General features: G+C 72.5%; 17 protein-coding genes. 1 reads left to right on the forward strand and 16 read right to left on the reverse strand.

Features of this window, described 5'->3' with window-relative positions:
- The 14 genes from ACFY6U_RS00900 to ACFY6U_RS00965 form a co-directional block, all read right to left on the reverse strand.
- Complete coding sequence (locus tag ACFY6U_RS00900; protein WP_093498107.1) at positions 1–285, reverse strand: gas vesicle protein K; 285 nt, start codon at positions 283–285, stop codon at positions 1–3.
- On the reverse strand, positions 282–470 hold the full coding sequence (locus tag ACFY6U_RS00905) for a gas vesicle protein (RefSeq protein ID WP_390034417.1): 189 nt from the start codon (positions 468–470) through the stop codon (positions 282–284). The genes ACFY6U_RS00900 and ACFY6U_RS00905 overlap by 4 nt, the downstream gene beginning before the upstream one ends.
- A complete protein-coding gene (locus tag ACFY6U_RS00910) occupies positions 467–1,264 on the reverse strand; it encodes a GvpL/GvpF family gas vesicle protein (protein WP_390034418.1) in 798 nt (265 codons plus the stop codon). Before ACFY6U_RS00910 ends, ACFY6U_RS00905 begins: the two co-directional genes overlap by 4 nt.
- Entirely contained in the window at positions 1,261–1,614 is a 354-nt protein-coding gene (locus tag ACFY6U_RS00915; protein WP_390034419.1) for a gas vesicle protein, read from the reverse strand. The genes ACFY6U_RS00910 and ACFY6U_RS00915 overlap by 4 nt, the downstream gene beginning before the upstream one ends.
- On the reverse strand, positions 1,611–2,762 hold the full coding sequence (locus tag ACFY6U_RS00920; protein WP_390034420.1) for an SRPBCC family protein: 1,152 nt from the start codon (positions 2,760–2,762) through the stop codon (positions 1,611–1,613). The genes ACFY6U_RS00915 and ACFY6U_RS00920 overlap by 4 nt, the downstream gene beginning before the upstream one ends.
- Complete coding sequence (locus ACFY6U_RS00925) at positions 2,759–3,391, reverse strand: DNA primase (RefSeq protein WP_390034421.1); 633 nt, start codon at positions 3,389–3,391, stop codon at positions 2,759–2,761. The genes ACFY6U_RS00920 and ACFY6U_RS00925 overlap by 4 nt, the downstream gene beginning before the upstream one ends.
- Positions 3,388–3,651, reverse strand: a complete 264-nt coding sequence (locus ACFY6U_RS00930; RefSeq protein ID WP_390034422.1) for a gas vesicle protein GvpG — start codon at positions 3,649–3,651, stop codon at positions 3,388–3,390. The genes ACFY6U_RS00925 and ACFY6U_RS00930 overlap by 4 nt, the downstream gene beginning before the upstream one ends.
- A 43-nt stretch (positions 3,652–3,694) precedes the next feature.
- Positions 3,695–4,459: a GvpL/GvpF family gas vesicle protein gene (locus ACFY6U_RS00935; RefSeq protein ID WP_390034423.1), complete on the reverse strand. Its 765-nt coding sequence runs from the start codon at positions 4,457–4,459 to the stop codon at positions 3,695–3,697.
- On the reverse strand, positions 4,456–4,896 hold the full coding sequence (locus ACFY6U_RS00940) for a gas vesicle structural protein GvpA (protein ID WP_293994518.1): 441 nt from the start codon (positions 4,894–4,896) through the stop codon (positions 4,456–4,458). Before ACFY6U_RS00940 ends, ACFY6U_RS00935 begins: the two co-directional genes overlap by 4 nt.
- Positions 4,897–4,951: 55 nt before the next feature.
- Positions 4,952–5,308, reverse strand: a complete 357-nt coding sequence (locus ACFY6U_RS00945; RefSeq protein WP_352093317.1) for a gas vesicle protein — start codon at positions 5,306–5,308, stop codon at positions 4,952–4,954.
- Between the two features lie 72 nt (positions 5,309–5,380).
- A complete protein-coding gene (gene ligD / locus ACFY6U_RS00950; RefSeq protein ID WP_390034424.1) occupies positions 5,381–6,328 on the reverse strand; it encodes a non-homologous end-joining DNA ligase in 948 nt (315 codons plus the stop codon).
- Entirely contained in the window at positions 6,325–8,172 is a 1,848-nt protein-coding gene (locus ACFY6U_RS00955) for a transketolase (protein WP_390034425.1), read from the reverse strand. The genes ligD and ACFY6U_RS00955 overlap by 4 nt, the downstream gene beginning before the upstream one ends.
- Positions 8,169–9,512 carry an NAD(P)/FAD-dependent oxidoreductase gene (locus tag ACFY6U_RS00960; RefSeq protein ID WP_390034426.1) on the reverse strand — a complete coding sequence of 448 codons (1,344 nt, stop codon included), beginning with the start codon at positions 9,510–9,512 and terminating at the stop codon, positions 8,169–8,171. Before ACFY6U_RS00960 ends, ACFY6U_RS00955 begins: the two co-directional genes overlap by 4 nt.
- A 195-nt stretch (positions 9,513–9,707) precedes the next feature.
- Positions 9,708–10,151 carry a phage holin family protein gene (locus ACFY6U_RS00965; protein WP_351493557.1) on the reverse strand — a complete coding sequence of 148 codons (444 nt, stop codon included), beginning with the start codon at positions 10,149–10,151 and terminating at the stop codon, positions 9,708–9,710.
- Between the two features lie 88 nt (positions 10,152–10,239).
- Between ACFY6U_RS00965 and ACFY6U_RS00970 the strand changes: the two genes are divergently transcribed.
- The gene (locus ACFY6U_RS00970) at positions 10,240–10,590 is read left to right on the forward strand and encodes a VOC family protein (RefSeq protein WP_351493559.1); all 351 of its coding nucleotides are present in this window, start codon (positions 10,240–10,242) and stop codon (positions 10,588–10,590) included.
- Between the two features lie 11 nt (positions 10,591–10,601).
- Here the strand turns inward: ACFY6U_RS00970 and ACFY6U_RS00975 are convergent, their stop codons facing one another.
- Together ACFY6U_RS00975 and ACFY6U_RS00980 are read right to left on the reverse strand one after the other, a co-directional pair.
- The gene (locus tag ACFY6U_RS00975) at positions 10,602–12,521 is read right to left on the reverse strand and encodes a DUF5107 domain-containing protein (protein WP_390034427.1); all 1,920 of its coding nucleotides are present in this window, start codon (positions 12,519–12,521) and stop codon (positions 10,602–10,604) included.
- A gap of 57 nt (positions 12,522–12,578) precedes the next feature.
- Positions 12,579–13,154, reverse strand: a complete 576-nt coding sequence (locus ACFY6U_RS00980) for a GNAT family protein (RefSeq protein ID WP_351493563.1) — start codon at positions 13,152–13,154, stop codon at positions 12,579–12,581.
- Between the last annotated feature and the right edge of the window lie 101 nt (positions 13,155–13,255).

Below are 13,255 nucleotides of genomic sequence, written 5' to 3' on the forward strand. Positions count from 1 at the left end.
TCAGTCGCGCGGCAGCAGCGGTCCCAGCGGCCCGAGGTCCAGGTTCAGGTCCTCGGGCCGCAGTCCGTAGCGGTCGCGCAACTCGGCCATGCGGTCCTCCAGCAGCATCAGGGTGAGCCCGATGCGTTCCTCCTGCTGTTCGGTGAGGTCCCCGGTGTCGAAGCGGCGCAGCGCCTGCCGTTCCATCAGCTGGCGCAGCAGCTCCACCACGGTCAGCACGAGTTTCACCAGATCACGTTCCACCGTGTCCGGTTCGAGGTCCAGCCGGTTGCGGTGCTCGCTCACGTGTGCTCCCCCCAGGGTGCGGGAACTTGGGCGTTGACCGAGCTGATCAGCGCGTTGAGGTCGATGCGGACGAGGTCGACGTCCGCGATGCGCAGGGTGACGTCGCCCGTGATGACCACGCCACCGGCCAGCAGCCGGTCGAGCAGGTCGACCAGGGCGACCTGACGGCGTTCGACGACGGTCACCGCTGCTCCCCCGCTTCCGCCGGCTCCGTGGGCTCGGTGGTCGGCTCGGTGAAGGAATAGGCCGCCCAGGGTCCCGTGAGTTCCACCCGAATTTCCGGCACCTCGTCCTTCGTACGGTCGACCAGTTCCACGAATTCCTCGGAATCCGCACGGGACACCAGATAGGCGGCATTGAGCAGGTTCCGCCCGGACGCCCCGGAAAGGGCCGCATTCTGCGGAGGGTGCAGCCGGGAATCCTCGGCACGCCGGGACAGCCGCTCGTGCAGGGTGTGCGCGAATTCCTCGGCGGCCCGCCACTTCTCCTCGTGCGCACGCGTGCTCATCCGCCGCTGCCGCAGGTAGTCCCGCCCGCTGGCGGGCCTGCCGGCGGGCGCGGGCGCCTGCTCGGGCGGGTCGGCGTACAGCTTCACGCCCCACTCGACCCGCCCTTCCAGCCGGTCGAGGATGTGCAGGAAGTCGGCTTCGCGGTCCTCCATCATGGTCCGCACGCCGCTGTCGTCCCGGAAGACCGTGGCCAGCCTGAGCGGCAGCGGCGTCGTGACCGTGGTGAGCGCGTCGATCACACCCTGGTGGGCACGGGCGGTCGCGGCCAGCCAGTCCAGGTCCTCCAGATGGTCCCGCAGCGGCCCCTCGGCGAAGTCGCCCTCCGGAACCGTACTGACCACGGCGACCAGGCCGTGGTGCCTGAGCAGCCCCGGCGGGGCGCCGGCCACGCCGGTGAGCTGGGCCTGCAGGGCCGCCTCGAACGGACGGCAGACGGCGTACACGTACCGGAGTCCGCCCTGTGCGGTCATCTGTCCTCCTCCTCGCGCTCATGGCGCTGTCCCCGGCCGGCCTCCAGGGCCTCCAGGGCGGCCAGCCGCTCCCGCAGCTCGTGGTTCTCCCGGGTGAGCTGATCGCGCCGGGCGCGGGTGGACAGCTCGGGGTCGTGCTCCCACCAGTCGATGCCCATCTCCTTCGCCCGGTCGACGGAGGCGACGATCAGGCGGAGTTTGATGGTGAGCAGTTCGATGTCGAGCAGGTTGATCCTGATGTCACCAGCGATGACGATGCCCTTGTCCAGGACGCGCTCCAGGATGTCGGCGAGGTTGGAGCCCCCGCCGTCCCGTCCGTAGGGCTCGGGCAGCCGGCCGGCCATCGTCATCGACGGCTCCGGGAACCGGCGTACGCTTCCTCGTCCTCCGGCTCTTCCTCGTCCTCGGTCTCCTCGGTGTCGGTGTCCTCGTACTCACCCTCGGGCTCCTCCTCGCCCTCGGCCTCGTACTCCTCATCCTCCCCCTGCTCGGCGTCCTCCGCCTCGTCGTAGGGCTCCTCCGCCTCGTCCTCGTACGACTCCTCGTCCTCCGCCTCGTCCTCGGGCGCGTTCTCGTCCTCGGCCTCGTCCTCGGGCGCGTTCTCGTCCTCGGCCTCGTCCTCGGGCGCGTTCTCGTCCTCGTTCTGCTCCTCGGCCTCTTTCTCCTCCTCCTCGGCCACCGCGTCCTCGTGGCTCTGGACGACCTCGCCGTCGCGGATCTCGCCGCGCCAGCCGTCGTCGACCTCTCCCTTGACGGAGATGTGGCGGGCGTAGTGCTTGAGATCGAGACGGGCCCGGCGGCCCGAGGCGCGCCAGACGTTGGCGGTCTTCTCGAAGAAACCGCTCGGGTAGTACTCGATCACCAGGAGCACCCGGGTGAGGTTGTCGTCGAGCCGGTGGAAGGTGACGACGCCCTTGTGGCTGCCCTTGGCTCCCTGCGCCGACCACTGGATGCGGTAGTCCGGGATCTGTTCGACCGTCTTGCCCTTCCAGCTCCGGCTGGACCACCAGATCTTGCCCTGCCAGTCCGACGAGGTGTCGTCGGCACGGCTGGCGCTCTTCACGCCCTTGGCGAAGGTGCTGAAGTCCTGGTAGCGGGTCCACTGGTCGTAGGCGGTGCGCACCGGCACGCCGACGTCGACCGACTCGATGATGACGGTCGGCTTCTGCCCGCTGCTCTTGCCCTTGCCCTTGCCGCCCCCCAGGTTCTTCACCTTGTCCATGACGGTGTCCTTGGCGTGGGTCAGGCCGAGCTCCAGTGCGGAGCGCACCGGACCCTTGCCCTCGGCGACCTTGCGGCCTGCGTCGAGTGCGAGCTTGCCGAAGCCGGGGCTGTTGCCCTCGGCGATGTCGTTGAGCTTGCCGGTGGCCTCGCCGAGCTTGCGCCCGGCGCCCGTCAGCAGGCGTTCGGTCTGGGCAGCGAGGTACTCCTGCACCTCCGCCTTCAGGCGTTCCGCGGCCTCGGAGTGAGCCGCGTCCGTCAGCGGTCCGCTGTTCATCGGTCACCGCCTCCCTTCGGCCGGGCCCGGCCGGCCGTCTTCTTGACAGGCGCCCGGCCCTGCGCCGCCTTCTTCCCCGGCGCCTTCCTGGCAGGCGACTTGGCGGACGCCTTCTTCGCCGGTGGCTTCTCGGGGGCCTTCTTCGCGGGGGCCTTGCGGGCCGGCGCCTTCCGGTCGGACCGCTCCTCGCGGTCGTCCCCGGCCCTGCTGCTCCCGGCCCTCTCCTCCTGCTCCTCGTCCTGCTCCTCGTTCTCCTCCGGCTCCTCATCGTCCCGGCCGTCGCCGAGACCGAGGTCGCCGGTGTCGGGCGCGACGCCGACCAGCTGGTCGCGCACCTCCGCGGTACGGCCGTGCAGCCGGTCGGCGAGGGCGCCGAGCTGCCGTTCGACCATGGCGCCGGATGCGGCCTTGCCGACCCCGCGCAGATCCTGGCGCAGCTGGTCGCCGATCTCCTTGAACTGCGGATTGTCGCGCAGTTGCTGGTTGGCCAGGTCGAGGACCGCCTTCGGGGTCAGGTTCAGCCGCTTCCCGGCCACCACCGACCCCACCGCGACGGCCAGTTTCAGCTTCTTGGTCCGGCCCAGCAGGTATCCGGCCCCGATCGCGAGGCCCAGTCCCATGCGGTTCATGTATGCATCCCATTGCCGTGCCCCGCGTCTTTGCGCAGGGCGATCTCCAGCCGGTCGAGAAGTTCGTCCTCGGCTCGGTCGAACTCCTCCTCGTCGATATCGCCGGCTTCCAGCCGCTCTTCCAGCCGGGCCAGTTCGGCCCGGACCGTGGCGGGGTCGTAGTAGATCCGCTCCGCCTCCTGCACCACCTGCTCGATGACCCAGGCGCTGCCGCGCACGGGCGCGAAGGGCAGTAGCAGCAGCTCCTTGATCAGTCCCATGGGTGCCTGCTCCTTCTTGCTTGCTGCTTCGCGGCCGCGCCGGCTACTTCTCGGCCGCGCCGGCCGTGCTGCCCGCCGGTTCGGCGGGCCCCGGTTCGACGAAGCTGTACGGCGGGAGCGGTCCGTTGACGCTCAGGTCGAGATGCGGATGGCTCTTGCGCAGCCGCTCGACGCCGGCGAGGAAGGTCTCGGCGGAGTGCCGGTCCAGGAGGAAGGACAGGTTGACGAGCCAGCCGGTGGATTCGGGGCCGACGCTGACGGCGGCCGCCTCGGGTTCCAGCGCCTGCCGCACGTCGGCCGCGTCCTCCGCCTCCCGGGCCTTGACAGCGCCCGCCACCATCTCGCCGAGCCGCAGCCGGCTCTCGTAGCTTCCGCCGCCCGCCTTCCGGTTGGCCTCGGCCAGGGCGCGCAGCTCGGGGTTCTCGGACATCACCCGGTGCAGCACGGCATCTTCGACGTGACTGGCCTTGATGTTGTACTCGACCTTGCCGTCGAGGGTGCGCAGCCGCTCCAGGTAGTGGTCGACGCGTTCGGCGAGGACGCCGGTGACGGTGTCGTCGTCCGGGGCGACGCTGCCGAACCGCATGGGCAGCACGCAGCCGCCGCCCCCTGCCTCCGCCAGCACGTTCTGGTGCGCGAGCAGGTCGCGGCGCTTGGGCCGGAGGCCTTCGGGGGCGTCACTGACGATGGCGGCCAGTTCACCTGCCGTGAGCACGCGCACCCGGCGCGGCGGGTCCCCCACCCCGTCCATGCCGTCGGGCAGAGCGGGGTGCGCGGCGGCCGTGATGCCGTAGACGTACGTACTCACTCCTCTTCCTCCCTCTCCTTGCGACGGGCCGGGGCGGTCTTGCGGGCGCGCGGCCGGGACTCGGCCTCGCCCGAGCCCGAGTGCTCCTCACGGGCCTGCTTGAAGGCATCCGAGATCGTTTCGGCGGCGCCGGAGAGCGCGCCCTTCGACTTGCCGCGAGCGCCGGACTCGGTGACCTCGCCGACGATCTCGGGCAGGCCGGGGCTCTTGCGCGGCCCGGCCTCCAGGTCGAGCCGGTTGCAGGCCTCGGCGAAGCGGAGATAGGTGTCGACGCTGGCGACGACGACCCGTATGTCGATCTTCAGGATCTCGATGCCGACCAGGGAGACCCGCACGAACGCGTCGATGACAAGCCCCCTGTCGAGGACGAGTTCGAGCACGTCGTAGAGGCCGCTGCTGCCGCCTCCGCCGGTCTGCTGTGCCGGTACAACGGTCATGCCTGTCCAACCTCTTCCATGTCGTGGGACCTGTCCGCCAGCACCGGCCGGCGGCCTAGCGGCCGCCGGGCCTGTGTGCGTCGGCGCGTCCGCGTTCGTAGCGGCTCACGCGCCGGTAGCCGGTGAGCTGTCCCTGCGGGTCGAGTTCGACCTGATAGCTCGCCATCAGGCTCATGGTGTCGGGCACCTTGGGCAGTTCCAGGACTTCGACCGCCAACTCCCAGCCGTCCTCGGTCTGTTCGAAGGACGACACGGACTCGGCGGCCATACCGGTGAGCTCCGCGAGCTGGGCGCGTGCCCGGCGCAGCACCTCAATGGGGCTCGGCAGGTCCGGTGCCGTGTCGGGTCCGTCGTCACGCTTGCGCTCTTTGCGTGAATCCTGCGTCTGAGACGTGTCGCTTGTGTTCGTCATGGCCACCTCTTGGTCCGAGTGGCCGGAGGTTCCAGGGTCAAACCTTCACAACCGGTCGTTGACGCGGTGCGGTCAGCCGGATGCGTCGCGCAACGCGTCGAGCCGCCGCCGGGCCGGCCCGAGCGCCCGGCCCCGGGCGGGGATGCCGGCCCAGGGCCTGGTACGGGCCTGGTCGACGGCTTCGGCGATGGTCCAGCGACGGGCGTCCAGGGCGGGGTCGGCGAGCTGGTCCCAGGTGATCGGGACGGCGACGGGGGCGCCGGGCCTGGCCCGCACGGTGTAGGGGGCCACCGCGGTCTGGGCGTAGGCGTTGCGCCCCATGTCCAGGAAGAGCCGGTCGCCGCGGTCGGCCTTCCGGACGGCCGTGGTGAGCCGGTCGGGGTGCTCGGCGGCGAGCAGGTCGGCCAGGTCCCGGGCGAAGCCGCGGACCTCGTCGAAGTCGTGCCGGCCGTTCAGCGGTACGACGAGGTGGAGGCCCCGTGACCCGGTGGTCATGGGCGCCGCCGGCAGTCCGAGCCGGTCGAGCAGCTCACCGGCCCAGCCGACGGCCTCCCGCACCGCGGCGAAGTCGTCACCAGGCGGGTCCAGGTCGAGGACCAGCCGGTCGGGACGGTCGGGAGCGGTGGTGCGGGAGAGCCAGCGGTGCAGGGTGAGACAGGCCTGGTCGGCGAGGTAGACGAGAGTGGCGGTGTCGCCGCAGACCACATGGGTCACGGTCCCGTCCTCCTTGGCGACCTCGGCCCGCCCGATCCAGTCCGGGTAGTGGTCCGGGGTGTTCTTCTGCATGAACCGGGGGCCGTCCAGGCCGTCGGGGTACCGCTCCAGCATCAGCGGACGCCCGCGCAGGTGCGGCAGCAGGTACGGCGCGACGGACCTGTAGTAGTCGACGAGGTCGGCCTTGGTGTACTCCTTCGCGGCGCCGTCACCGCCCCCGTCGCCGGGGAAGAGCACCTTGTCGGGCCGGTGCGTCCGCACCGTCCGGCGGCCCGCCCGTACCGGCCGCACCTCGTCCGGGGTCATCGCACGACCGCCTCCTCGACCAGCAGCCGGCCGGCCGCCGCGATGGCGTCGGCGTCGATCCCCGCGGCGTGCAGCTGCTGGTCCGGGGCGGCCGACCCCGGCATGGTGCGGACGGCGAGCCGCACCAGTCGCGGCACCGGCCTGCCGTCGGCGAACGCCTCCGCGACCGCGTCGCCGAGTCCGCCCTCCTCGTGGTGGTCCTCGACGGTGAGCAGGCAGCCGGTCTCCTCGGCGGCGGTGCGCAGCGTCTGCCGGTCGACGGGCTTCACGGAGTAGAGGTCGACGACCCGGATCCGGATGCCGTCCTCGGCGAGCGCGTCGGCGGCCTTCAGCGCCTCGTGCAGGGTGACCCCGGCGGCGACCACGGTCAGCCGGTCCTCCTCGGAGGAGCGCAGCACCTTGCTGCCGCCGACCGGGAACTCCTCGTCCGGGCCGTAGATCACCGGGCTCGCCCCGCGCGAGGTGCGCAGGTAGCGGATGCCGTCGAGCCCGGCCATGGTGGCGACGAGCCTGGCGGTCTGGTTGGCGTCGCACGGGTAGAGCACGGTCGAGCCGTAGACCGAGCGGAACATCGCCAGGTCCTCCAGGCCCATCTGGGAGGGCCCGTCCTGCCCGATGGCGACGCCCGCGTGCGAGCCGACCAGGTTGATCCCGCTGCCGCTGACGGAGGCCATGCGCACGAAGTCGTAAGCACGGCTGAGGAAGGCGGCGAAGGTGGAGGCGTACGGCACCCAACCGCGGGCGGCCATGCCGACGGCGCCGGCGACGAGTTGCTGTTCGGCGATGTAGAACTCGAAGTAGCGGTCGGGGTGTTCCTTGCCGAAGAGCTCGGTGCGGGTGGAGTCGCCGACCTCGCCGTCCAGCGCGACGACGTCGGCGCGGGCGTGGCCCAGCGCGACCAGCGCCTTGCCGAAGGCGTCGCGGGTGGGGACCTCTTCTCCCTTGTCGTAGCGCGGGAGTTCGAGCGCACCCGTGGGCACCGAGTGCAGCGCGCGGGCGGCCGGCGGCTCCTGCACGTGGACCCGCACATCGCGGAGTCCGCCCAGTTCGGCGACGGCCTCCTCGGCGTCCGGCAGCGGCTTGCCGTGCATGCCCTCGCGGTCCTCGACGGCGGCGACGCCCCGGCCCTTGCGGGTGCGGGCGAGGATCACGGTGGGCTGCCCGGCGGTGGAGACGGCCTCGCCGTAGGCGCGGTCGACGGCGTCCACGTCGTGCCCGTCGATCTCCACGGTGTGCCAGCCGAAGGCCTGGAAGCGGCGGGCGTATGCGCCGAGGTCGTGGCCGTGCCGGGTGGGGCCGCGCTGGCCGAGACGGTTGACGTCCACGATCGCGGTGAGGTTGTCGAGGTGCTCGTACCCGGCGTGCTCGGCGGCCTCCCACACGGAGCCCTCCGCCAGCTCGCTGTCGCCGCACAGCACCCAGACCCGGTAGCGGCCGTGCTCCAGCCGCTTCCCGGACAGCGCGATGCCGACGCCGACCGGCAGGCCCTGGCCGAGGGAGCCGGTGGCTGTCTCCACCCACGGCAGCCGGCGCGGGGTCGGGTGTCCCTCCAGGTGGCTGCCGAGCTTGCGGAAGGTGAGCAGTTCGGCGTCGTCGATGGCACCGGCCGCCTTGTAGGCGGAGTACAGCAGCGGCGAGGCGTGGCCCTTGGAGAGGACGAAGCGGTCGTTGCCGGGGTGGTCGGGCCGCTCGAAGTCGTAGCGCAGGTGGTGGGCGAGCAGGACCGCCATCAGGTCGGCGGCGGACATCGACGAGGTCGGATGCCCGGACTCGGCCGCGGCGGCCGCCCGCACGCTGTCCACGCGCAGCTGCTGGGCGAGTTCGACGAGTTCGGCGGTGTTCATGAGGCTCCTTCCGGAGGATGGTCCGTGACGGATTCGGGGGCCTTCGGCAGCTCGGGCGAGGCCGTGTCCAGCGGCACCGACCAGGACCGTACGAGGCCCAGCTGGACGCCCTGGCGCGGCAGTACGGCGTCGAGCAGCCAGTCGGCGGCGACCCGGGCCCGGCCTCCGGGCATCGCCGCGAGGTGGTAGCCGCGGGTCACCAGCCCGGCGGGCAGCCCGGCCAGGGGCACCCCGAGCGGGTCGGCGGCGGCCTGCACGCCGCCGAGGTCCACGACGAACCCAAGGTCGCGATGGCGGTACGGGCGCCGGTGCCGTCCGACGCCGAGCGAGGCGGCCATGTTCTCGGCGGCCACCCGGCCCTGCCGCCAGGCGTGCTGCGCGGTCATCGGTGTGAACGCGCCGGGATTGACGAGGTCGGGCACCGCGGCCGCGTCGCCGCAGGCGAACACGTCGGCACAGCCGGGGACCTGCAGGTAGGGATCGACGACGATCCGGCCCTTCTCCAGGGGCTGCCCGGTGCCCTCGACGAGCGGGTCGGGCCGTACGCCCACGCACCACACCAGGGTCCGCGAGTTCACGAACTCCCCGTCGGAAAGCAGCACCCCGTCCCGGGTCGCCTCCTTCACGGAGGTCCCCGTCCGTACCTCGACCCCGCGCCGGCGCAGTACCCGGTCGGCGGTACGGGACAGTTTCTCGTCCATCCCGGGCAGCACCCGGGGCGCCACGTCCAGCAGCAGCCAGCGCGGCCGCACCCCGTACGGCAGGCGGTTGCGGCGGGCCAGGTCGACGGTGAGCATCCGCATGTGAGCGGCGACCTCGGTCCCGGTGTACCCGGCCCCGACCACGACGAAGGTGCACCGCGCGGCGGCGACGTCGGCGTCGGGGGCGACGGCGGCCAGCTCGATCTGCCGGATCACGTGGTCACGGAGGTAGAGCGCCTCGGGCAGCCCCCGAAAGCCGTGCGCATGCTCGGCGACCCCCGGGATGGGCAACAGCTTGTTGACACTGCCGACCGTCAGCAGCAGCCGCTCGTAGCCGAGGCTGCCGGCGACGCCCTCGGGGTCGGTGTAGTGCACGCGCTGCCCGTCGAGATCGATACGGCCCGCCTCCCCGAGCACGGTCCGCACCCCGGGGAGGGCACCGGACAGCGGGAGGGCTATCCGCCGGGGGTCGAGGATCCCGGCGGCGACCTGGGGCAGCAGGGGCAGGTACAGGAAGTAGTCGGTGGGGTTGAGCAGGGTGATCTCGGCGCGGCCCCTGGCCGGCCGCCCAAGCGTGCGAGCCGCACGGTACCCGGCGAACCCGCCGCCGACGATCACGATCCGGGGTCGACGACTCACGGTGCGCCTCCGGGGTTACGACGGGGTCCAAGGCCACCCACGTAACCGTAGGCTCGACCTCGAAACACCGCGCGTCGAAACCGCGCGTCGAAGCACCGCCCGCTGAAGCGCGCCCCAAAGGGGCGCGGGGAACTGCGCGACCAGCCCCCACTGCCGCGCGTAGAACCACGGCCGAGACCAATACGGCGCTCTCCGTCAACCCCGGTGATGAGGCGACTCCGGATCCGCACCCGGCATGCCCGGAACATTCGGCGGCTCCGCCGGAATCGGCGGATACGGCAGCCCCATCCCGCTCGGCGGTGCGCCCGGCGCCGTCCCTCCGATCACCCGGTGCGGCGCATGCGGCCTCTTCGGCCGCCCCGCCTCCCGCAGCGCGTAGGCGACCGCGCCCAGGATCACCGCGGTGACCAGCGCCGCGGCCCACGCCGGCAGGAGGATCGCCCACGCCAGCCCCACGGCCAGCGCCACGGCGGCCCCCGCGTACAGGGCGACCGCGCCGGACGCGCCGTACAGCATGGCGGCCCGCCGCCGCTTGCGGCCCTGCTCGCGCAGTTCGTCCCGCACCGTCTCGCGCGCGACCTGTGCCAGCTCGTCGACGAGCTCCTTGTCCAGATGTTCGAGATGATCCAGGTGTTCCATACCGTGCGGGTACCCGGTCCGGAATTGGCGTAACAGGAGATCACCGGAGGCGACGCCATCCCGGCCCGCGGCAACTAGGCTCGTGCCCATGGAGATTCTGGGCGCCTCCCTGCGCATCTGCGTCAACGACCTCGACACCGCGATCCCGTTCTACGAACGCCTCTCCGGCGGCAGAGCCCAGCGCTTCGAACGCGGCGGTGTCCAGGTCGCCGCGGTCGGCTCCTTCCTCCTGATGAGCGGACCGGAGGCGGAGCTGGAGGTGCTGCGCAAGGTGGCCGCGACGATCGCGGTGCAGGACGTCGAGGCGGCCCACCGGTTGCTGGACGACCTCGGCGCCCGCATCCTCGCGGGGCCGGTGGCCACGCCCGCCGGCCGCAACCTGCTCGCGATGCACCCGGACGGCTCGCTGTTCGAGTACGTCGACCAGCACAAGGACTGAACCGGGGCTGATCAAAGACCCTGGGGCCGCATCCGGAAGTCGTAGCGGTCGGGCAGCGGCTCGTCACCGAGCCGCGCCCACAGCCGGCCGAGCGCGTCCGACCCCTCCCGCAGGTCCGCCACCTCGAAGCCGGCGTCGAACACGGCCCGGGCCGCCGCCCGCCGCCCCTCCGCGAGCAGCAGCTCCGCCTCCAGGAGCCGGAACCGCCCGCGCTCCCGGATCGCGGGGTGCAGCGCCTCCCACACGGCGCGGGCGTCCGCGACCCGCCGTACCCGCAGCTGCGCCTCGACGGCCTCGCGGCCGAGCGCCGCGCAGGCCGCCGTCCAGGTCTCGCCGTCGTCGCGGCGCTCCCGGCACAGGTCGTCGAAGGCGTCGGCGTACCGCTCGGCGGCCCGCTCGTGCTGCCCGTACTCCTGGTCGGCGACGGCGAGGCAGCGCAGCAGCGGCCAGAGCGAGGGGGCGAGCGGCAGGGCCCGTTCCCAGCTGCGGACGGCCTGGGCGTGGTCGCCGGCGTGCCACTGGGCGACGCCGAGGTGGTACTCGGTGTGCGGGGTGGCGGGGGCCGTCTCCAGCATGTCGCGCCAGTGCGGGGCGACGAGGGTCGGTCCGGGCGGGCGCACCCGGCGGGGTTGCGGCAGGGTGCCGGTGCGCAGCAGCTCCCGCCAGGGAGCCTGTTCCTCGGTCAGCGTCGGCTCGGCGAACGGCGTGCCGGGCAGCTTCCAGTCCGCGCGCAGCACTTCGAGGGCGCCCCAGCCGGAGCCGGTGGCGAGGAGTTCGCCGGGTTCGCTGTCGGCGTACGGCTTCCAGGCGGCGTGGGCGGCGTCGAACCCGGCGCGCGGCAGGGCGAGTTCCAGCCGCTCCTCGACGCTCTGCGACGGTGCCGCCGACAGCGGGCCGTACGCCTCCAGCCAGGACACCTCGCTCTCCGGGTCGAGGCGGACGTGCTCCAGCTGGGTGCGGGCCAGTCCGGCCTGGATCTCGCGGTAGCCGCCGGTGCCGGGGCCGCCGAGCCACTCCTGCCAGCGCCGGCCGCCGGGGCCGGACCCCCACACGAACTGTTTCCGGCCGCGCAGTTCGTCGGTGGAGGTCTGCACCAGGCCGTGGCCGTCGGCGTCCAGCGCGGCGATCCAGCGGCGCCGCCCGTCCGGGATGTCGTAGAACCAGTCCACCGGGTACGGGGGTTGGACGCCGTACGCCGGGACGGGCACCCGGTGCAGTCGGCGCTCGGGCCCGAACTCCCAGGCCTCCTCGGCCGGGACGACGATCCGGCGGTCCTCCGGTACGGCCGTGTTGGACCACCAGTAGACGGGCACCGGGTGTTCGTGCGGGTTGCGGACGCGGACGCCGGCGTACAGGAAGTCGGATCCGTCCGGCAGCCACAGGTCGACCTGGAAGGGCAGGTCGCGAAGCCGTTCCCACTCCCACAGCCGGAGCATCTCGCCGCCGTCGGGGGCGGGGACGCGGGCCGCGTGGAGCGGGGCGCAGGAGAGGGTGGTGTGGCCGGTGGCGCCGATGTTCCACTCGATGCCGCCGGCGAACCAGGCGCCGTTGAGGGCCAGGTTGGCGGGCTGGAACACCGGGTTGCGGTGCAGGAGTTCGCGGCCGGTGGGCAGGTGGACGAGGGAGGCGACGCGCCCGCCGAGGCCGGGCAGGACGGTGGCGCGCAGCCGGTCGTTCTCGATCACCAGGGCGTCGAGATCGCGGGGCGTGCGCACTCTGCCGTAGCCGTCGCGGATCCGCACCGGGAGGAGGCTGCGCAGCGGCTCGTGGCCGCTCTGGCGGGCCATGTCCCGGGGCAGGTCCTCCCGGTCACGCTCGTCGACGCGGTGAATCTCCTCAAGGAGGCGGAGCGGCGGCAGCGGGTTGTCCGGGCCCAACTCCGCCGCGGGAAGGGTCAGTACCTCACGTCGGATCCTCGTCACGATCACCATGGAACCCGCCGCCGGGTGAGCTGACCAGGGGAGCTGCCGGTCAGGATTGCGCAAAGGTCAGCGGGTGGTCCGCATCTCCGCCGTGATCGCCCAGCGTTCGTGGTCCCGCCAGGCCCCGTCGATGTAGATCATGTTCGGCGAGAAGCCCTCCAGCCGGAACCCGGCACCGCGGGCGAGCGCGATGGACGCGGCGTTGCCCGGCTGCGCGTTGATCTCCAGCCGGTGCAGCCGCATCGGCCCGAAGGCGTAGTCCACGACCAGGCCCATCGCCTCCCGCATCAGGCCGCGCCCGGCCGCGTGCGCGAACACGCCGTAGCCGAGCGCACCGCACTGGAAGCCGCCCTCGACGATGTTGTTGATGTTGATGAACCCGGCGATGGCGCCGCCCTGCTCCCCGCCGCTCTCCCCGGCGTCCTTCTCGCAGACCAGGAACCCGGCCTTGCTGCGGTCCTCGATCAGCCGTCCCGCGTAGCCGGCGTAGGCCGCGTCCGTGGTGGGCGGGAACAGCCAGGGCTGGTGGAGGTCCTTGCTCTCCCGGGCGCGGGCGATGAACTCGGCGCCGTCCTCGTAGGTGAAGTGGCGGATGCCCACGCGGGGGCCCTCGGCGAGATAGCGGGATGCGGTGTGCGGCATCCCGACACCCTACGCGGAGCCACCTCCGGTGTTTCATGAAATACGCCCGGCGGAGCGCGCCGATGCCCCCCGGGACCGGGCCCCGCGGACCACCGCGCGGC

The sequence above is a fragment of the Streptomyces sp. NPDC013157 genome (genome assembly GCF_042899865.1).
In the GTDB taxonomy this organism is placed as follows: Bacteria; Actinomycetota; Actinomycetes; order Streptomycetales; family Streptomycetaceae; genus Streptomyces.

Bases quoted from the DNA above. Each gene is read 5' to 3' on its own strand.
- ACFY6U_RS00910 (WP_390034418.1), bottom strand. From the start codon at position 1,264: ATGACCGCACAGGGCGGACTCCGGTACGTGTACGCCGTCTGCCGTCCG.
- ACFY6U_RS00915 (WP_390034419.1), bottom strand. From the start codon at position 1,614: ATGACGATGGCCGGCCGGCTGCCCGAGCCCTACGGACGGGACGGCGGG.
- ACFY6U_RS00920 (WP_390034420.1), bottom strand. From the start codon at position 2,762: ATGAACAGCGGACCGCTGACGGACGCGGCTCACTCCGAGGCCGCGGAA.
- ACFY6U_RS00925 (WP_390034421.1), bottom strand. From the start codon at position 3,391: ATGAACCGCATGGGACTGGGCCTCGCGATCGGGGCCGGATACCTGCTG.
- ACFY6U_RS00930 (WP_390034422.1), bottom strand. From the start codon at position 3,651: ATGGGACTGATCAAGGAGCTGCTGCTACTGCCCTTCGCGCCCGTGCGC.
- ACFY6U_RS00940 (WP_293994518.1), bottom strand. From the start codon at position 4,896: ATGACCGTTGTACCGGCACAGCAGACCGGCGGAGGCGGCAGCAGCGGC.
- ACFY6U_RS00945 (WP_352093317.1), bottom strand. From the start codon at position 5,308: ATGACGAACACAAGCGACACGTCTCAGACGCAGGATTCACGCAAAGAG.
- ligD (WP_390034424.1), bottom strand. From the start codon at position 6,328: ATGACCCCGGACGAGGTGCGGCCGGTACGGGCGGGCCGCCGGACGGTG.
- ACFY6U_RS00955 (WP_390034425.1), bottom strand. From the start codon at position 8,172: ATGAACACCGCCGAACTCGTCGAACTCGCCCAGCAGCTGCGCGTGGAC.
- ACFY6U_RS00965 (WP_351493557.1), bottom strand. From the start codon at position 10,151: ATGGAACACCTGGATCATCTCGAACATCTGGACAAGGAGCTCGTCGAC.
- ACFY6U_RS00970 (WP_351493559.1), top strand. From the start codon at position 10,240: ATGGAGATTCTGGGCGCCTCCCTGCGCATCTGCGTCAACGACCTCGAC.
- ACFY6U_RS00975 (WP_390034427.1), bottom strand. From the start codon at position 12,521: ATGGTGATCGTGACGAGGATCCGACGTGAGGTACTGACCCTTCCCGCG.
- ACFY6U_RS00980 (WP_351493563.1), bottom strand. From the start codon at position 13,154: ATGCCGCACACCGCATCCCGCTATCTCGCCGAGGGCCCCCGCGTGGGC.